Annotated in this window: 18 protein-coding genes; 11 read left to right on the top strand and 7 right to left on the bottom strand. The window is 69.6% G+C overall.

Going from position 1 to position 17,335, the window contains the following annotated elements; translation table 11 throughout:
• Positions 1–78: 78 nt before the first annotated feature.
• Positions 79–1,167 carry a redox-regulated ATPase YchF gene (gene ychF / locus ACZ4WS_RS06825; RefSeq protein ID WP_467977848.1) on the bottom strand — a complete coding sequence of 363 codons (1,089 nt, stop codon included), beginning with the start codon at positions 1,165–1,167 and terminating at the stop codon, positions 79–81.
• Positions 1,168–1,342: 175 nt separating this feature from the next.
• On the opposite strand from ychF, the gene ACZ4WS_RS06820 reads away from it, so the two are divergent.
• Positions 1,343–1,942 carry a DUF6542 domain-containing protein gene (locus ACZ4WS_RS06820; RefSeq protein WP_467977846.1) on the top strand — a complete coding sequence of 200 codons (600 nt, stop codon included), beginning with the start codon at positions 1,343–1,345 and terminating at the stop codon, positions 1,940–1,942.
• 49 nt (positions 1,943–1,991) lie between these two features.
• On the opposite strand, the gene ppgK is transcribed toward ACZ4WS_RS06820, so the two are convergent.
• Entirely contained in the window at positions 1,992–2,738 is a 747-nt protein-coding gene (ppgK, locus tag ACZ4WS_RS06815; protein ID WP_467977844.1) for a polyphosphate--glucose phosphotransferase, read from the bottom strand.
• 74 nt (positions 2,739–2,812) lie between these two features.
• Entirely contained in the window at positions 2,813–3,817 is a 1,005-nt protein-coding gene (locus ACZ4WS_RS06810) for a 4-hydroxy-3-methylbut-2-enyl diphosphate reductase (protein ID WP_467977842.1), read from the bottom strand.
• A gap of 97 nt (positions 3,818–3,914) precedes the next feature.
• On the opposite strand from ACZ4WS_RS06810, the gene ACZ4WS_RS06805 reads away from it, so the two are divergent.
• Positions 3,915–5,285 (top strand): APC family permease, encoded by a 1,371-nt coding sequence (locus ACZ4WS_RS06805; RefSeq protein ID WP_467977840.1) that lies wholly within the window; start codon positions 3,915–3,917, stop codon positions 5,283–5,285.
• Between the two features lie 3 nt (positions 5,286–5,288).
• Here the strand turns inward: ACZ4WS_RS06805 and ACZ4WS_RS06800 are convergent, their stop codons facing one another.
• Positions 5,289–5,693, bottom strand: coding sequence for a hypothetical protein (locus tag ACZ4WS_RS06800; RefSeq protein WP_467977838.1), 405 nt, complete (start codon positions 5,691–5,693; stop codon positions 5,289–5,291).
• A gap of 61 nt (positions 5,694–5,754) precedes the next feature.
• Here ACZ4WS_RS06800 and ACZ4WS_RS06795 point away from each other — a divergent pair, with 61 nt between their 5' ends.
• From ACZ4WS_RS06795 to ACZ4WS_RS06780, 4 genes are all read left to right on the top strand, one after another.
• Positions 5,755–6,210, top strand: coding sequence for a MarR family winged helix-turn-helix transcriptional regulator (locus tag ACZ4WS_RS06795; RefSeq protein ID WP_467977836.1), 456 nt, complete (start codon positions 5,755–5,757; stop codon positions 6,208–6,210).
• A 73-nt stretch (positions 6,211–6,283) separates the two neighbouring features.
• Positions 6,284–7,492, top strand: coding sequence for an exodeoxyribonuclease VII large subunit (gene xseA, locus ACZ4WS_RS06790; RefSeq protein ID WP_467977835.1), 1,209 nt, complete (start codon positions 6,284–6,286; stop codon positions 7,490–7,492).
• A 9-nt stretch (positions 7,493–7,501) separates the two neighbouring features.
• A complete protein-coding gene (locus ACZ4WS_RS06785) occupies positions 7,502–7,741 on the top strand; it encodes an exodeoxyribonuclease VII small subunit (protein ID WP_467977833.1) in 240 nt (79 codons plus the stop codon).
• A gap of 253 nt (positions 7,742–7,994) precedes the next feature.
• Positions 7,995–8,585, top strand: a complete 591-nt coding sequence (locus ACZ4WS_RS06780; RefSeq protein WP_467977831.1) for a malonic semialdehyde reductase — start codon at positions 7,995–7,997, stop codon at positions 8,583–8,585.
• Positions 8,586–8,700: 115 nt separating this feature from the next.
• Here the strand turns inward: ACZ4WS_RS06780 and ACZ4WS_RS06775 are convergent, their stop codons facing one another.
• The gene (locus ACZ4WS_RS06775) at positions 8,701–9,219 is read right to left on the bottom strand and encodes a DUF4245 domain-containing protein (protein WP_467977829.1); all 519 of its coding nucleotides are present in this window, start codon (positions 9,217–9,219) and stop codon (positions 8,701–8,703) included.
• A gap of 126 nt (positions 9,220–9,345) precedes the next feature.
• Between ACZ4WS_RS06775 and glpX the strand changes: the two genes are divergently transcribed.
• On the top strand, positions 9,346–10,380 hold the full coding sequence (gene glpX / locus ACZ4WS_RS06770; protein ID WP_467977827.1) for a class II fructose-bisphosphatase: 1,035 nt from the start codon (positions 9,346–9,348) through the stop codon (positions 10,378–10,380).
• Between the two features lie 196 nt (positions 10,381–10,576).
• On the opposite strand, the gene ACZ4WS_RS06765 is transcribed toward glpX, so the two are convergent.
• Complete coding sequence (locus ACZ4WS_RS06765) at positions 10,577–10,948, bottom strand: WhiB family transcriptional regulator (protein ID WP_467977826.1); 372 nt, start codon at positions 10,946–10,948, stop codon at positions 10,577–10,579.
• 199 nt (positions 10,949–11,147) lie between these two features.
• Entirely contained in the window at positions 11,148–11,852 is a 705-nt protein-coding gene (locus tag ACZ4WS_RS06760; protein ID WP_467977824.1) for a DUF1707 SHOCT-like domain-containing protein, read from the bottom strand.
• Positions 11,853–12,018: 166 nt separating this feature from the next.
• Between ACZ4WS_RS06760 and ACZ4WS_RS06755 the strand changes: the two genes are divergently transcribed.
• From ACZ4WS_RS06755 to ACZ4WS_RS06740, 4 genes are all read left to right on the top strand, one after another.
• Positions 12,019–13,686, top strand: a complete 1,668-nt coding sequence (locus ACZ4WS_RS06755) for a fumarate hydratase (protein WP_467977822.1) — start codon at positions 12,019–12,021, stop codon at positions 13,684–13,686.
• A 505-nt stretch (positions 13,687–14,191) separates the two neighbouring features.
• Complete coding sequence (locus ACZ4WS_RS06750; protein WP_467977819.1) at positions 14,192–14,734, top strand: SH3 domain-containing protein; 543 nt, start codon at positions 14,192–14,194, stop codon at positions 14,732–14,734.
• Between the two features lie 228 nt (positions 14,735–14,962).
• Positions 14,963–15,748, top strand: a complete 786-nt coding sequence (locus tag ACZ4WS_RS06745) for a helix-turn-helix domain-containing protein (RefSeq protein ID WP_467977817.1) — start codon at positions 14,963–14,965, stop codon at positions 15,746–15,748.
• 142 nt (positions 15,749–15,890) lie between these two features.
• Positions 15,891–17,294, top strand: a complete 1,404-nt coding sequence (locus ACZ4WS_RS06740; RefSeq protein WP_467977815.1) for a class II fumarate hydratase — start codon at positions 15,891–15,893, stop codon at positions 17,292–17,294.
• The last annotated feature ends 41 nt before the right edge of the window (positions 17,295–17,335 follow it).

Genomic DNA, 17,335 nt, shown 5'->3' with positions numbered 1-17,335 from the left:
AGGGCCCGACTCCGAAGAGTCGGGCCCCATCTGACCTGCATGTTTGCCAGGCCCCCAACGTGGTGTTATTTCACCCGCTCACACGTTGAAGCGGAACTCCACCACATCGCCGTCCTGCATGACGTAGTCCTTGCCCTCCATGCGGGCCTTGCCCTTGGCGCGGGCCTCGGCGACCGAGCCCGTCTCGACGAGGTCGGCGAAGGAGATGACCTCGGCCTTGATGAAGCCCTTCTGGAAGTCGGTGTGGATGACACCGGCGGCCTCGGGGGCGGTGGCGCCCTTCTTGATGGTCCAGGCGCGGGATTCCTTCGGGCCGGCCGTCAGATAGGTCTGCAGGCCGAGGGTGTTGAAGCCGACGCGGGCCAGGGTCGCCATGCCGGGCTCCTCGACGCCGACCGACTCCAGGAGCTCCTTCGCGTCCTCCTCGTCGAGCTCGGCGAGGTCCGCCTCCAGCTTGGCGTTGAGGAAGATCGCCTCGGCCGGAGCGACGAGGGCGCTCTGCTCGGCCTTGAAGGCGTCGTCGACCAGCTCGTCCTCGTCGACGTTGAAGACGTACAGGAACGGCTTGGTGGTGAGCAGGTGCAGGTCGTGCAGCAGTTCCTCGTTGCCGGAGCCCTGGACGATGCCCGCGGAGAAGAGGGTCTCGCCCTTCTCCAGGATCGCCTGGGCCGCCTCGACCGCCGCGACCTTCGGGCCGATGTCCTTCTTGATGCGCGACTCCCTCTGGAGGCGCGGCAGGACCTTCTCGATCGTCTGGAGGTCCGCGAGGATCAGCTCGGTGTTGATCGTCTCGATGTCGTCCTTGGGCGAGATCTTGCCGTCGACGTGCACGACGTTCTCGTCCTTGAAGGCGCGGATGACCTGGCAGATCGCGTCCGACTCGCGGATGTTCGCGAGGAACTTGTTGCCCAGGCCCTCACCCTCCGAGGCACCCTTCACGATGCCCGCGATGTCGACGAAGTCGACGGTCGCCGGGAGGATCTTCTGCGAACCGAAGACCTCGGCCAGCTTGGTCAGCCGGGCGTCGGGGACGCCGACCACGCCCACGTTGGGCTCGATCGTGGCGAACGGGTAGTTGGCCGCGAGCACGTCGTTCTTGGTCAGGGCGTTGAACATGGTCGACTTGCCGACATTGGGCAGACCGACGATTCCGATCGTGAGCGACACGTTGCGACTTCCCGTACGTGAGGATGGGCGAAGGGCCCCCTGAGTGCGCGGGCCGATCCACCAGTCTACGGCGTGCCCGGGCCCGCACCGGCGACGTATCGAACGCATGGCCAAGGTCTGCTCATCGGCGTGTCTGAAGGGCTATTCCACACATAAACCGACCTAAGTTGGTCCAGTGGAGCAACACAGGACGCGTCCCCCTCAGTACAGACCGCGACGCGGCACGCCCGTTCCGGCGCAGGCCGGGCGGGGCGCGGCCGTCGGTGTCCGGCGGGGTGCCCCTGTGACGCGGCGGCCCGCCTCGCCGCTGGTGCAGGCGGTGCGGCGGATGCCGAATCCCCGGCTCACCGGGCTGGGCAGCGGGTTGTTCTGCGGGGCGGTCATGTTCGCGCTCGGCTGCCTCGACCAGTTGCTGTTCGGGGCGTCGCCGGTGGTGTACGGGGTGCTGTTCCTGCCGGTGTGCGCGCTGACCGCGGTGTGGGTGCGCCGGGGTGACCTCGTGACCGGGCCCGTCGTCGTGCCGATCGCGTTCGCCTTCGGGCTGCTGCCGGTCGCCGACGACAGCGGGGGCGGGATCGGGGGCCGTTTGATGGGGCTGGTGACCACGCTCGCCCTGCAGGCGGGGTGGCTGTACGGCGGCACACTGATCACCGGCCTCATCGTGACCGTCCGCAAGGTTCGCCTCATGAGCCGCAGGGCCGCCCAGCGCCGGGCGCAGGCCGCCGCTTCGCGCCGGAGCTTCCCACCCGGCCCGCGGTCCCGGTCAGCTGGATAGCCCGGCTCGAAACTCCCCCGCGCCCCGGGCCCCCGCAGCAGCGCCGCGCCTACGCCGCCTTCGCCGCCCTCATCGCCGCCCCTACGATCCCCGCGTTGTTCTGCAGCTGCGCCGGGACGATCTCCGCCTTGATGCCCTCGATCAGGTGCAGGAACTTGTCGGCCTTGCGGCTGACGCCGCCGCCGATGATGAAGAGCTCGGGCGAGAAGAGCATCTCGACGTGGGCGAGGTACTTGGTGACGCGGCGCGCCCAGTGCTCCCACGTGAGGTTGTTGTCCTCCTTGACCTTGGTGGAGGCGCGCTTCTCCGCGTCGTGGCCGTGCAGCTCGAGGTGGCCCAGCTCCGTGTTCGGGACCAGCAGGCCGTCGATGAAGAGCGCGCTGCCGATGCCCGTGCCGAAGGTGAGGACGATGACCGTGCCCTGACGGTCGCGGCCGACGCCGAACTGCATCTCGGCGACGCCCGCCGCGTCCGCGTCGTTCAGCACCGTCACCGGAAGGCCGCCCAGCCGTTCGCCCAGCAGGGCGCGGGCGTCGGTGTCGATCCACTTCTTGTCGACATTGGCGGCCGTACGGATGGTGGCGCCGCCGGTGACCACGCCGGGGAACGTGATGCCGACCGGGCCCGTCCAGTCGAAGTGACCGACGACCTCTTTCACGCCGTCGGCCACCGCATCGGGTGTCGCCGGATGCGGAGTGAGCACTTTGTAGCGCTCCTCCACGAGATCGCCGCGGTCCAGGTCCACAGGGGCGCCCTTGATCCCGGATCCGCCGATGTCCACGCCGAAGATCTGCATGGCCCTACGTTACGTCGTACGACTGACAGTCACTTCCCGGGCGGCCCACCGGACTCCGGACCGCCCCGGAACCTTCACTTCTCGCCGGTGCGCTCCGCCACCAGCGCCGCCGCCTCCGCACGCAGATCGCGGCGCAGCTCCTTGGGCAGCGAGAAGGTGATGGACTCCTCGGCCGCCTTGACGATCTCGACGTCCTCGAAGCCGCGCTGCGACAGCCACTCCAGGACCTGCTCGACCAGGACCTCCGGGACGGAGGCGCCCGAGGTGACACCGACCGTGGTCACGCCCTCCAGCCAGCCCTCCTCGATCTCGTCGGCGAAGTCCACGAGGTACGCGTCGCGCGCGCCCGCGAGCTTGGCGACCTCGACGAGGCGCACGGAGTTGGAGGAGTTGCGCGAGCCGACCACGATCACCAGGTCGGCTTCCTCGCCCATCTGCTTCACCGCCAGCTGACGGTTCTGCGTGGCGTAGCAGATGTCGTCGCTCGGCGGAGAGATGAGCTGCGGGAACTTCTCCTTGAGGGCATCGACCGTCTCCATGGTCTCGTCGACCGAGAGCGTGGTCTGGGAGAGCCAGACGACCTTGGAGGGGTCACGGACCTCGACCTTGGCGACGTCCTCGGGGCCGTCGACCAGGGTGATGTGGTCGGGCGCCTCACCGGACGTGCCGATGACCTCCTCGTGGCCCTCGTGACCAATGAGGAGGATGTCGAAGTCCTCGTTCGCGAAGCGAACGGCTTCCTTGTGGACCTTGGTGACCAGCGGGCAGGTCGCGTCGATGGTGGCGAGCTTGCCGGCCGCGGCCTCGTCGTGGACGACCGGGGCGACGCCGTGCGCCGAGAACATGACGATGGCCCCCTCGGGGACCTCGGCCGTCCTCTCGACGAAAATCGCGCCCTTCTTTTCCAGGGTCTGCACCACGTACTTGTTGTGGACGATCTCGTGGCGGACATAGATGGGGGCCCCGTACTGCTCGAGAGCCTTCTCGACGGCGATCACGGCGCGGTCCACGCCCGCGCAGTAGCCCCGGGGGGCGGCGAGCAGGACACGGCGGCCAGGCGAAGCAGTCATGCACCCCATCGTAAGGCCGCGTCCGGCGGGTCAAAGATCGCCTCCTTGGAGAGACTGATGAGCAGCTGGGAGGGGTGGGGCCAGGCGCGACTCTCGGGAGGCAGGAATGTCCGACACGGAGATCTCGGCCCACGCTGCGGACGATGAACACGAACTGCGGCGCAGCCTCGGCTTCCGGGACCTCGTCGTCTACGGGCTCCTGTTCATCGCCCCCATGGCGCCGGTCGGTGTCTTCGGAACCCTGGACGCCAAGTCGCACGGCGCGGTGGCGCTGGTCTACGTCGTCGCCACGGTGGCGATGGCGTTCACCGCATTCAGCTACGCCCAGATGGTCCGTGTGGTCCCCCAGGCGGGTTCGGTGTTCGCCTACGCGCGCGCGGGGCTCGGAAAGGAGGCCGGGTTCATCGCCGGGTGGATGGCGATGCTGGACTACCTCCTCATCCCGGCCGTGGCGTACCTCTTCTCCGGGATCGCCATGAACTCCCTGGTCCCGGACGTCTCCCGGTGGGTGTGGACGGCGCTCGCCGTGGTCATCACGACGCTGCTGAACCTGTGGGGCGTACGGACCGCGGCCCAGGTCGGCTTCCTGGTGCTCGCGATGGAAATCGTGGTCCTTCTTGTCTTCGTCGTGTCGGCCGTCGTCATGCTCGCGCGCGACGGGGCCCACCGCGGCTGGCTGTCGCCGCTGTCCGGTGACGGCACCCAGGGCGCGTTCGCCCTGTCGGCGGTCATCGGCGCGGTCTCGATCGCCGTGCTGTCGTATCTCGGCTTCGACGCGATCGCCTCGTTCGCGGAGGAGGTGACGGGCGGCTCGGAGAAGGTGGCCCGGGCGGTGCTGTTCTGTCTGGCGCTGGCGGGTGTGCTGTTCGTGGCGCAGACGTATCTGGTGGCGCTGCTCGAGCCGCTGTCGTCCGCGCAGCTGGCCGCCGACCCCGGCAAGCAGGGATCGGCCTTCTACGACGCGGTGGACTCCTCCGTCGGCTCCTGGCTGCACAACCTGGTGGCCGTGAGCAAGGCGATCGGGGCGGCCTTCGCGGCGCTCGCCGGGCAGGCCGCGGCGGGCCGTCTCGTGTTCGCGATGGCCCGCGCCCGGCGGCTGCCCCGGGCCCTTTCGCGGACCGACTCCGGGGTGCCGCGGGCGGCGCTGCTGTGCGCGGCCGTCATCACGCTGGTCGCCGCGGTCTGGGCGGCGCGGCGCGACGACGGGCTCGACAAGCTGGTGTCGGTGGTCGACATCGGCGCGCTGACCGCCTTCACACTGCTGCACGCGAGCGTGGTGGGCTGGTTCGCCGTACGCCGTCTGGGCGGGCCCGTGGTGTGGTGGCGGCACGTGCTGATCCCGGTCGTCGGCGCCGCGATCACCATCGCCGTGATCGTCGAGGCGTCCGGCACCGCCCAGGTGGTGGGCGCGATCTGGCTGATGGTGGGGCTGGCCGTGCTGATCGCCCAGCGGGGGCGGGCCGCCCCGGAGGCATAGCCCCTACGCGAGGACCGCGATCGGTTCCCGGCGCCGTCCCAGCCAGACCGCGGAGGCGAGGTGCAGCGCCGCTGCCACCGCTCCCCCGACGGCCATGCCGGGGATCCCCGAGGTGCCCCCGATGAGCGCGTCGCCGGCCTGCGCGATCCCGCTGACCGCGAGTACGGGCACCAGGTGCTGCCGGTACCTGCTGGTCAGAGCCACCAGGGCGGCCGCCGTCAGCGGGAGCTGGCGTACGGCATAGGCCTGCGCGTAGACCTCGATGCCATTCCCCGGAGTGCCCGGAGTGCCTCCCTGGAGCAACAGGCCAGGGTCGATCATGCCCACGACACAGGACGCCCCCGAGACCGTCGCGGCCACGGCGTTGGCGATGAGAACCCACTTCTCCCGCGTCTCTACCTTGCCCATTTTCACTCACTCCTCGAATCGTTCGAGCCAAGAACGATGCAATGACGTTAGCATTGTCGACGTGAACGATGTCAAGGCTTCCCAGGAACCCGACGGGCTGACCGGAACGCTCGCCTTCCGGCTCGGCACCGTCGGCACGCTGGTCACCGCACGCTTCGCCGCCGCCGTCGAAGAGCTCGGCCTGAAGCCCAAGCACGTGGGGCTGCTCTCCGTGCTCAGCCGCGGGGCGCCCGCGTCGCAGCAGGACGTCGCCCGGACGATGGGCGTCGTACCGAGCCTGGTGGTGACGCTCGCCGACCAGCTCGAAGGCCTGGGCGCCATCCAGCGCGTACGCGATCCGGACGACCGGCGCAGGCACCGGCTCGGGCTGACGGACAAGGGGCACGCCCTGCTCGCCGAGTGCACGGCACGCGCGCGTGCCCTCGACGAGGAGCTCACAGCGGGACTGAACGCGGCGGAACGGACCGCGCTCGCCCGCGCGATGGGCGTCCTCGCGCGGGAGGCGGGGCTGCCGTAGCGCGCCGCCCGCCGCCGTAACCCGCGCCTCAGGCGTGCGGGCGCTGTCGGTGGCGGCCGTTACGCTCGGGCGCATGGCTCTCAACACGTCCGCGGACGCTCCGCTGCCCGTCGGCGAGGTGTCGCGGCTCATCGGAGGGTGGATCGACCGGCTCGGCGCGGTGTGGGTCGAGGGGCAGATCACCCAGTTGTCGCGGCGCCCGGGCGCGGGCGTCGTCTTCCTGACGCTGCGCGACCCGTCGTACGACATCTCGGTGAGCGTGACCTGCTACCGGCAGGTGTTCGACGCCGTCGCCGACGTGGTGAGCGAGGGCGCCCGTGTCGTCGTCCACGCGAAGCCCGAGTGGTACGCGCCACGGGGGCAGCTGTCGCTGCGGGCCGCCGAGATCAAGCCGGTGGGAGTGGGTGAACTCCTCGCCCGGCTGGAGCAGTTGAAGAAGTCACTGGCGAGTGAGGGGCTGTTCGCGGCCGAGCGCAAGAAGGCGCTCCCCTTCCTGCCGCAGCTCATCGGGCTGGTCTGTGGACGCGCGTCCGCCGCCGAGCGGGACGTGCTGGAGAACGCGCGGCACCGCTGGCCCGCCGTCCGCTTCGAGGTGCGCAACGTCCCCGTGCAGGGTGTGCACGCGGTTCCGCAGGTCGTGCAGGCCGTGAAGGACCTGGACGCACTCGACGAGGTAGACGTGATCATCGTGGCGCGGGGCGGCGGCAGCGTGGAGGACCTGCTGCCGTTCTCGGACGAGCAGCTCGTACGGGCGGTCGCGTCCTGCCGTACGCCCGTCGTCTCGGCCATCGGACACGAACCCGACAACCCGCTGCTCGACTACGTGGCCGACCTGCGTGCCTCCACACCGACCGACGCCGCCAAGAAGGTCGTGCCGGACGTCGGCGAGGAGTACGAGCGGGTGCGGTTCCTGCGAGACCGGGCCCGGCGCAGCGTCCAGTCCTTCATCGAGCGCGAGGAGCGCGGCCTGGCGCACGCGCTGGCCCGGCCATCGATAGAGGATCCGCACCGGATGGTCGACGAGCGGGCGGACCAGGTCGCCGCGCTCCTGGACCGTGGCCGGCGCACCGTCGGCCACCTCCTCGACCGCGCCGACTCGGAGCTGACGCACACCCACGCGCGCGTGGTGGCCCTCTCCCCCGCCGCGACCCTTCAGCGGGGTTACGCGGTGCTCCAGAAGGCCGACGGTCATGTGGTCCGGGACCCCGGCGAGGTGGCGGCGGACGAGCCGCTGCGGGCGCGGGTCGCCGAAGGTGAATTCACGGTTCGAGTCGATGCATAGGGTGGGCGCATGACCAGCAAGGTGGACGAGGCGCTCGGGTACGAGCAGGCGCGGGACGAGCTCATCGAGGTCGTACGCCGTCTGGAGGCGGGCGGTACGAGCCTGGAGGAGTCCCTCGCACTCTGGGAGCGCGGCGAGGAGCTGGCGAAGGTGTGCCGACGCTGGCTCGAGGGCGCACGGGCGCGGCTGGACGCGGCGCTGGCGGAGGAGGAAGAGGCGGAAGCCGGGGACGACGCCGAGTCCGAGTGACCAGGCGGCCACAGGAGCCCGTAGCGACCCGGCTGCCGCACTAGGCCGAGCGACCCGGCGGCCCCACGAATCCGAACAGGCCCGACAGGCTCCCGCACGGAGCACGAGCGCCCGTCGCACGCGGAAAACGTGAGCATCTGTGAAGCGGATCACGATGCGCCGGTTTTGGTTGAACCTTAAACCTCATCGCCGTACTGTCGACGTTGCCAGCTGATCCCCCCGGATCCGACGCACGTCTCAAGAAGGTTCTCTCATGTCTCTCGTTCTTGACCCCGCCGCCCAGGACCTGCTGTTCCGCGAGGCCCGCACCGCGAACACGTTCACCGACGAGCCGGTGACCGAGGAGCAGGTGCAGGCGATCTACGACCTGGTCAAGTACGGCCCGACCGCCTTCAACCAGTCGCCGCTGCGCATCACCCTGGTCCGCTCCGACGAGGCCCGCGAGCGCCTCGTGCAGCACATGGCCGAGGGCAACCAGCCGAAGACGGCCACCGCCCCGCTGGTCGCGATCCTCTCCGCGGACAACGAGTTCCACGAGGAGCTCCCGGAGCTCTTCCCGCACTTCCCGCAGGCCAAGGACGTCTTCTTCTCCGAGCGCCCGGCCCGTGAGGGTGCCGCCGCCCTGAACGCCGCGCTGCAGGCCGCGTACTTCATCATCGGCGTCCGCGCCGCCGGCCTCTCCGCCGGCCCGATGACCGGCTTCGACTTCGCCGGCATCCAGAAGGAGTTCCTGGACGACGACCACACCCCGCTGATGATCGTCAACATCGGCAAGCCGGGCGAGGACGCCTGGTTCCCGCGCTCCCCGCGCCTGGAGATCGACCAGGTCATCACGACCGTCTGATCCCGCCGCACGTACGAGAAGGGCCCCCGGCAACGCGCCGGGGGCCCTTCTCGCATGTCCGCACAGGTCACGAGTCACGCGGCCGCACAGGTCACGAGTCACCTGTCCGCACAGGTCACGACGTCTTCAGTGCCTGGGCCATCTTCGTCAGCTCACCGAACGACGCCGTCCCGGCCACCACCGTCGTGGAGCCCTTGCTCTTGAGTACGAGGGCGTCGTACTTGCTCCCCTTGTACCGCTGCCACGTCTGGTCGCCGATCCGCTGGGTGACCTTCGTCTCCTCGGCGCCCTGGCTGGCCGAGTCGATGAAGACGGCCGCCCGCTGAGTGGACTGCTCGATCGCCACGTACTGACCGTCGGGGGCATGGAATCCCAGATGCCAGGCGTCGAACTCCGCGCCGTCATACCTCACCGACGTCGCCTTCCACGTCTTGGGCAGACCCTCGGGCGCCGCCACGGGATAACTCGCCGCGCGGCGGGCCGTGAGCAGCTCGACGCGATAGTCGACACGCTTGAGCGGAGGCGCGGTGTCGTCATGCGGGATGAAGATGTAGATCACGCCTGCCATGAGCCCGATCAGACCCAGGGAGAGAAGCATGTCCCGGACCGTCTGCTTGCCTTTCGTACCTGCCACGCCCCTATCGTCGCAGGTGCCCTGGCCTGCTCATCCGTGGGGCCCCCTGCTCATTTTGTCAGCCTGACGATAGAGTCGGGGCATCACCCTCATCCGGCCGTCGTCGTATCAGAAAGGTGCGTCTCGATGACCGAGAATCATCAGCTGCCGTCCGAACTCGAGGTCCCCTCCGAGGCCCCCGACCGAAATCTCGCCCTGGAACTGGTCCGCGTCACCGAGGCCGCCGCGATGGCGGCGGGCCGCTGGGTCGGCCGTGGCGACAAGAACGGTGCCGACGGCGCCGCCGTGCGGGCCATGCGGACCCTCGTCTCCACCGTCTCGATGAACGGCGTCGTCGTCATCGGTGAAGGTGAGAAGGACGAGGCCCCGATGCTCTTCAACGGAGAGCGCGTCGGTGACGGGACCGGCCCCGAGTGCGACATCGCCGTCGACCCGATCGACGGAACCACGCTCACCGCCAAGGGCATGTCGAACGCGATCGCCGTGCTCGCCGCCGCCGACCGCGGCACCATGTTCGACCCGTCCGCGGTCTTCTACATGGACAAGCTGGTCACCGGCCCGGAGGCCGCCGACTTCGTCGACATCAACGCGCCGGTGTCCGTGAACATCCGCCGGGTCGCCAAGGCCAAGCGCTCCACGCCCGAGGACGTCACGGTCGTCATCCTGGACCGGCCGCGCCACGACGGGATCATCAAGGAGATCCGCGAGACCGGCGCCCGGATCAAGCTGATCTCCGACGGCGATGTCGCGGGTTCGATCCTGGCGCTGCGCGAGGGCACCGGCATCGACCTGCTCCTCGGCATCGGTGGCACGCCCGAGGGCATCATCTCGGCCTGCGCCGTGAAGTGCCTGGGCGGCACCATCCAGGGCAAGCTGTGGCCCAAGGACGACGAGGAGCGGCAGCGGGCGATCGACGCCGGCCACGACCTGGACCGCGTCCTGTTCACGAACGACCTGGTCTCCGGCGAGAACGTCTTCTTCGTCGCGACCGGCATCACGGACGGCGAGCTGCTGCGCGGGGTGCGGTACCGCGCGGAGACCGCGACGACCGACTCGATCGTGATGCGCTCCAAGTCCGGCACGGTTCGCCAGATCACGTCGGAGCACCGGTTGAGCAAGCTGCGGGCTTACAGCGCGATTGACTTCGACCGCGCGAAGTAGCTCCGCCGGTTTCGCCGGACAACTGCGGGCCGTGGCCGGCTGCGGGTCCCTCGTGGCTGGTCGCGCCCACGCGGCGGAGCCGCATGATGTCACCGCCCCGCGCCCCTTACGAGGTGCGTCCTTACGAGGCGCGGTACAGCAGCGGAAAAGGGGCGCCCCCTGTGCGGAGGGGGCGCCCCTTTCCCGTTCGTGGCGGTCAGCCGGCTGCCGCTATCGGCCCCCGCGCGGTCTTCTTGAGTTCCAGATCGCGGCGGCGGCGCCGGGCGAGCACGACGCGGCGCTCGGCGGCGGTGAGGCCGCCCCACACTCCGTACGGCTCGGGTTGCAGCAGCGCGTGTTCGCGGCACTCGACCATCACCGGACAGCGTGCGCACACGCGCTTCGCCGCCTCCTCACGGGACAGCCGGGCCGCGGTGGGTTCCTTGGAGGGGGCGAAGAACAGGCCGGCTTCGTCTCGTCGGCACACCGCCTCCGTGTGCCATGGGGCTTCCTGATCCCTGTCCCGCACTGGCGCCCGCGGGGCCGGAACGGCAGCTACCTGCAGGGACTGATGCGGCGGTTGCAGCACGGTCTACTCCTGACGACGGCTTCGCGAGCGTGCCGGGCACCGCGGAAAATTCCACAGCGCCCTCCAAGAGACGATGCAGCAAGGCCTACCCGCTGTGCGCGCGCCTATGCACTGAGTTCCGAAGCCCGGGAATTCTCGTCCGCGGCAGGACTCGTACGACTGGACCAATGCGCCGCCGACGCCGTCGAATTCACAAGCGTCAACGATCCAGGTGCTTGCGCAAACTCTTGTCCACCCGGTCGCTCACGCGGTCGAGAATGTCGGCGACCAGCTTGCCCCGCTTGGGCTTTGCCTCGACATTTCCCAGTACGGCCGTTCCGTCCACATAGACCACGGGGGCGTCGGGATCGCCCGAATCCCGTGTGTCCACCTCGAAGTTGCCGAGGACTCCCGCGCCATTGCCGCGCAGCGACACGTTCTCCGGGACGCGGACCTCCACGTTGCCGAAGACCGCGATCGCCCTGATCACGACCTGCTGGTACTCGAAGATGGCCTCGCTGAGGTCTATTTCGACGCTGCCGAAGACGGCGTACGCGTGGATGCGGCGTCCCGCGCGCCAGCGGCCCTTGCGGACGGCGGCGCTGAAGACCGCCGTCACGTTCTCGTCGGGCTCGACCGGGATCGCGCCCGCGGTGGGGCGGTTGGGCGCGGAGGTGTACGCGGGGATCGCGCGGCCCTGGTGGGCGGCGGGCAGGTCCCGTACGAACTGGTCCAGCTCACCCACGGTCTTCGTGACCAGCACCCCCTCGACCCGCTCGGCGTGCTCCTCGGCGGTGAGGCGCCCCTCGGCGAGGGCCTCGCGCAGGATGTCGGCAATCCGGTCACGGTCGGCGTCGGAGGCACGGAGCTCGGTCGGCTTCGCCGACGTGGGCGCGGTCGGGTCGGGGCGCTTCTGAAGGTCCACGGCAGCAGCGTACCCAATCGCGATAGATCGCGACTAGGGGTGTGGACAGAGATGTGGACAGGGAACTGAGCCTTACCTCACAAGCTCGGTGTCCGTGCCAGGTTCTACGCTGGTGGACGCTGCCAATGGAGGCACGCTGCTGTCTGTCGAGTGAGGAATGGGCGAGATGCCTGAGTTCGCGTACACCGATCTGCTCCCCCAGGGAGAGGACACCACCCCGTACCGGCTGGTGACCTCCGAGGGTGTTTCCACCTTCGAGGCCGACGGGCGCACGTTCCTCAAGGTCGAGCCGGAGGCGCTGCGCAAGCTCGCCACGGAGGCCATCCACGACATCCAGCACTACCTGCGCCCGGCCCACCTGGCGCAGCTGCGGCGCATCATCGACGACCCCGAGGCGTCCAACAACGACAAGTTCGTCGCGCTGGACCTCCTGAAGAACGCGAACATCGCCGCCGCGGGCGTGCTGCCCATGTGCCAGGACACCGGCACGGCCATCGTCATGGGCAAGCGCGGCCAGCACGTCCTCACCGAGGGCGGCGACGAGGCGGCCCTGAGCCGCGGCATCTACGACGCGTACAAGAACCTGAACCTGCGCTACTCGCAGATGGCTCCGCTCACCATGTGGGAGGAGAAGAACACCGGCTCGAACCTGCCGGCGCAGATCGAGCTGTACGCGACCGACGGCGGCGCCTACAAGTTCCTCTTCATGGCCAAGGGCGGTGGCTCGGCCAACAAGAGCTTCCTGTACCAGGAGACGAAGGCCGTTCTGAACGAGGCCTCCATGATGAAGTTCCTGGAGGAGAAGATCCGTTCGCTCGGTACGGCCGCCTGTCCGCCGTACCACCTGGCGATCGTCGTCGGCGGTACGAGCGCCGAGTACGCCCTGAAGACCGCCAAGTACGCCTCCGCGCACTACCTGGACGAGATCCCGGCCGAGGGCTCCGAGCTCGGGCACGGCTTCCGGGACAAGGAGCTGGAGGAGAAGGTCTTCGAGCTGACCCAGAAGATCGGGATCGGCGCGCAGTTCGGCGGCAAGTACTTCTGCCACGACGTCCGTGTGGTCCGCCTCCCCCGCCACGGCGCGTCCTGCCCGGTCGCCATCGCCGTGTCCTGCTCCGCCGACCGGCAGGCCGTCGCGAAGATCACCGCCGAGGGCGTCTTCCTGGAGCAGCTGGAGACGGACCCGGCGCGGTTCCTCCCGGAGACGACGGACGAGCACCTCGACGAGTCCTCCGACGTGGTCAAGATCGACCTGAACCAGCCGATGGACGACATCCTCGCCGAGCTCACCAAGTACCCGGTGAAGACCCGGCTCTCGCTCTCCGGCCCGCTCGTCGTGGCCCGCGACATCGCGCACGCAAAGATCAAGGAGCGGCTCGACGCGGGCGAGGAGATGCCGCAGTACCTGAAGGACCACCCGGTGTACTACGCGGGCCCGGCCAAGACCCCTGAGGGGTACGCGTCCGGCTCCTTCGGCCCGACGACCGCCGGGCGCATGGACTCCTACGTCGAGCAGTTCCAGGCGGCGGGCGGGTCCAAGGTGATGCTGGCGAAGGGCAACCGCTCCGCCCAGGTCACCAACGCCTGCGACACGCACGGCGGCTTCTACCTCGGCTCCATCGGCGGGCCCGCCGCGCGGCTCGCCCAGGACTGCATCAAGAAGGTCGAGGTCGTCGAGTACGAGGAGCTCGGCATGGAGGCCGTCTGGAAGATCGAGGTCGAGGACTTCCCGGCGTTCATCGTGGTCGACGACAAGGGCAACGACTTCTTCCAGAATCCGGCCCCGCAGCCGACGTTCACGTCGATCCCGGTTCGAGGCCCCGGGCTGGCATAGGTCTTCATCCCGGTTCGCGCCGGAAGCCGACCCACCCGTAGAGGTCCCGCAGAGAGCCCCTGGCGAGTCCGCCAGGGGCTCTCTCCTTGCCATCAGGTGAGGACAAGCGCACTCCGGTCCCGGTACGTGGCGTACGGGACCGGAAGTGTCACAGGAATCACCGTCGCCCTGCTCATACGCAAGGGCCGGAGTTGATTGGCGGATCCGCCCCTTCGCGATGCCCCCGACGGTGACGCGATCGCCGGGCGGCCGGCCTGATCCGCCGGACAGGCGCAGCCCGGGACGCGACGCCGCGTCCCGGAACGGTTCCGGGATGCGGCACAGACCCGCTCACGTCGCCGCGTGACCTCTCGTCATGCCGAATCACCACTGGTCCCGCACAGGGATGCTGTCCCACTTCGTCCCAGGAACGAGTGGGACAGCATCCTTGCGAGTTTTGCCGGAAACACTCCGTAATGACCGGGTCACCACCTGTGATCCGAAGGTCAACTCGGAGGGACATTCCATGATTCGACGCACACTGCGCAACGGCCTGGTGGCCGCGATCGCGGCTGTCGCCGTCTTCCCGGTGACGGCCGTCGCCTGCCCGGGCACGCACACTTCCGCCCACACCACGCCCCCGCAGATCTCGATGCCGAGCCTGCCGCCGACGATCCCGCAGCCCTCGGTTGCGGGCCTCCCCGGCACCGGTCTCCCCAAGCCGAAGGCGCCGAAGCACCACGCGAAGCGCCACGTGACCACCCGCTCCCGGCACTGCGCGAAGAGCCACGCCCGGCGCCACGTGGTGACCACCCACGCCCGGCGCCACGTCACCACCCACGTCCTGGGCCGCGTGGCGACCCACCACATGCGGCTGAACGTCCGGTACGGACCGGGAACCGGCTACCGGGTCATCGGCTCGCGGCACGCCGGCCGAACGGTGGCCATCACCTGCAAGAAGCGCGGCTCCAACGTCCTGGGCAACAAGCGCTGGTACAAGCTCGCCCACCACAAGGGCTACGTCTCCGCCCACTACGTAGTGAACCGCCGCACCGTTCCCTGGTGCTGACCCCTTCCGGCCGGCCGGATGCCCGGTGTCCGGGGCACCGGTGACACCGGCCGGCCGGAACCCTCGCCGTACGACAAGTCGATCAACCGACGACACCACCGCCAAGTGGCGTAACCGCAGGTCAACTCCCCTCCCTCTTACGGTAATCAGGGTGTGGCCCGGCGTCGCACCGGAAATCACTCATGACGGTCACCCCCGGCACGGCGAGGGAGCGAGATGGAGAGCCACGTGACGGTCAAGAGGCAGCCGCCGCCCGACTCGTCGGACGACGGGCAGCTCCTGGTGGAACAACTCCGGGACCTCAAGCAGCGGACGGGGCTGAGTCTGGCCGCGCTGGCCACCGCCACCCCGTTCAGCAAGTCGACCTGGCACCGCTATCTGAACGGCGACCAGTTCCCACCGCGCGCCGCGGTCGAATCGCTCGGCCGCCTCGCGGACGCCGATCCCGGTCCGCTCCTCTCCCTGTGGGACGCCGCGTCCCGGGCCCAGTCCAGGGCGGCGGGTCCGCCGCAGCAGTCGCCGGCCCCGGACACCCGCGTCCGACGGCGCTTCCGGCACCCGAACCGGGCCATGGTCACCCTCGCGGCGATGGCCGCCACGGTGGCAGTCACGGCCGGCGCGGCGGACGTCCTCGACGCCGACCTGCCCGCGGCACCCAGCACGGCCGCCTCCTGCCACGGCGAAAGCTGCCAGGGGCAGTTCCCGACCTCCGAGACCTGCGTCCGGGACGCGCGTACCGAGAGCTCCGTCACCCGGGCCGCCCAGGTCGTGCTGCTGCGTTTCTCGCCGTCCTGTGCCACGGTCTGGTCCGAGGTACGCACCCGGACCGGCGGCGCCCGGGAGATCTCGATCAGGTCCGGCCAGAACGAGCTGTCCGCCACCTACCCGGGCGACCGGTGGGACGGCTACAGCAGCCCGATGCTGGCCGCGTCGAGCCCGCGAGGAGCGCAGGCGTGCGCCAAGGTCGCAGGGAAGCCGGCCTGCACCGGCCCGGACGCCGCCCCACGACGCTGACTTCGCCACCGCCACCGCCACCGCCTCCCGCACGCGCGCAAGCACGCACGCACGCACGCACGCAGGACACTCCGTTCCCGTCGCCCTGCCACGGGAACACGGGACACGTCCGCGATGCTGTCCCCACTGGAGGTGATCGGCAATGGCCGATGAGCAGGCAGAAGGCGCGTACCGGATCGAGCACGACTCCATGGGTGAGGTCCGGGTACCCGCGGCCGCGAAATGGCGGGCCCAGACCCAGCGCGCCGTGGAGAACTTCCCCATCTCCGGGCAGCACCTCGAGCGCGCGCACATCGAGGCCCTCGCCCGGATCAAGGCGGCCGCCGCGAAGGTCAACGGTGAGCTGGGCGTGATCGACAAGGACGTCGCGGAGGCGATCCAGGAGGCCGCAGGCGAGGTGGCCGAAGGGCGTTGGGACGAGCACTTTCCCGTCGATGTCTTTCAGACGGGGTCCGGGACGTCCTCCAACATGAACACCAACGAGGTCATCGCCACCCTCGCCACCGAGCGGCTCGGCAGGGACGTCCATCCCAACGACCATGTGAACGCGTCCCAGTCCAGCAATGACGTGTTTCCGTCCTCCCTCCACATCGCGGCCACCGCCGCCGTGACCCGGGACCTCATCCCCGCACTCGACCACCTCGCCGCCTCCCTCCAGCGGAAGTCCGAGGAGTTCGCCGACGTCGTGAAGTCCGGGCGTACGCACCTCATGGACGCCACGCCCGTGACGCTCGGGCAGGAGTTCGGGGGGTACGCGGCCCAGGTGCGGTACGGGGTCGAGCGGCTCCGGGCCTCCCTCCCCCGGCTCGCCGAACTGCCGCTCGGGGGCACGGCCGTGGGGACCGGGATCAACACCCCGCCCGGGTTCTCCGCCGCCGTCATCGCGGAGGTGGCCCGGAACACGGGGCTGCCGCTCACCGAAGCGCGGGATCACTTCGAGGCGCAGGGCGCGCGGGACGGGATCGTCGAGACGAGCGGGCAGCTGCGCACCATCGCGGTCGGGCTGACGAAGATCGCCAACGACCTGCGGTGGATGGCGTCCGGCCCGCGCACCGGGCTCGCCGAGATCAGTCTGCCCGATCTGCAACCCGGATCCTCGATCATGCCGGGCAAGGTGAATCCCGTCATTCCGGAGGCCGTGCTGATGGTCGCGGCCCAGGTGATGGGCAATGACGCGACGGTCGCCGTCGCCGGGGCCGCGGGCAACTTCGAGCTGAACGTGATGCTGCCCGTCATCGCGAAGAACGCGCTGGAGTCCATCCGGCTGCTCGCCAACGTCTCGCGGCTGCTCGCCGACCGGACCGTCGACGGGATCGTCGCGCACCGCGAACGGGCCCGCGAGTACGCCGAGTCGTCGCCGTCCGTCGTCACACCGCTCAACAAGTACATCGGGTACGAGGAGGCCGCCAAGGTCGCCAAGAAGGCGCTGGCGGAGCGGAAGACCATCCGCCAAGTCGTCCTGGAATCCGGGTACGTGGAGCGCGGCGACCTGACTCTGGAACAACTGGACGAGGCACTGGATGTCCTGCGGATGACACACCCGTAACGGCGATCGTCCCGCCGGTGACACCTCCGTTACGTCATTCG

This window comes from Streptomyces sp. NPDC029292 (assembly GCF_055569295.1).
This window is presented reverse-complemented; position numbering and strand designations above follow the sequence as displayed.

Excerpts from the sequence above, each read along its gene's own strand:
- ACZ4WS_RS06785 (WP_467977833.1), top strand. The coding sequence starts at position 7,502 with ATGACCAGCAAGGTGGACGAGGCGCTCGGGTACGAGCAGGCGCGGGAC.
- ACZ4WS_RS06755 (WP_467977822.1), top strand. The coding sequence starts at position 12,019 with ATGCCTGAGTTCGCGTACACCGATCTGCTCCCCCAGGGAGAGGACACC.
- xseA (WP_467977835.1), top strand. The coding sequence starts at position 6,284 with ATGGCTCTCAACACGTCCGCGGACGCTCCGCTGCCCGTCGGCGAGGTG.
- ACZ4WS_RS06780 (WP_467977831.1), top strand. The coding sequence starts at position 7,995 with ATGTCTCTCGTTCTTGACCCCGCCGCCCAGGACCTGCTGTTCCGCGAG.
- ACZ4WS_RS06805 (WP_467977840.1), top strand. The coding sequence starts at position 3,915 with ATGTCCGACACGGAGATCTCGGCCCACGCTGCGGACGATGAACACGAA.
- glpX (WP_467977827.1), top strand. The coding sequence starts at position 9,346 with ATGACCGAGAATCATCAGCTGCCGTCCGAACTCGAGGTCCCCTCCGAG.
- ACZ4WS_RS06810 (WP_467977842.1), bottom strand. The coding sequence starts at position 3,817 with ATGGGGTGCATGACTGCTTCGCCTGGCCGCCGTGTCCTGCTCGCCGCC.
- ACZ4WS_RS06740 (WP_467977815.1), top strand. The coding sequence starts at position 15,891 with ATGGCCGATGAGCAGGCAGAAGGCGCGTACCGGATCGAGCACGACTCC.
- ACZ4WS_RS06800 (WP_467977838.1), bottom strand. The coding sequence starts at position 5,693 with ATGGGCAAGGTAGAGACGCGGGAGAAGTGGGTTCTCATCGCCAACGCC.
- ppgK (WP_467977844.1), bottom strand. The coding sequence starts at position 2,738 with ATGCAGATCTTCGGCGTGGACATCGGCGGATCCGGGATCAAGGGCGCC.
- ACZ4WS_RS06750 (WP_467977819.1), top strand. The coding sequence starts at position 14,192 with ATGATTCGACGCACACTGCGCAACGGCCTGGTGGCCGCGATCGCGGCT.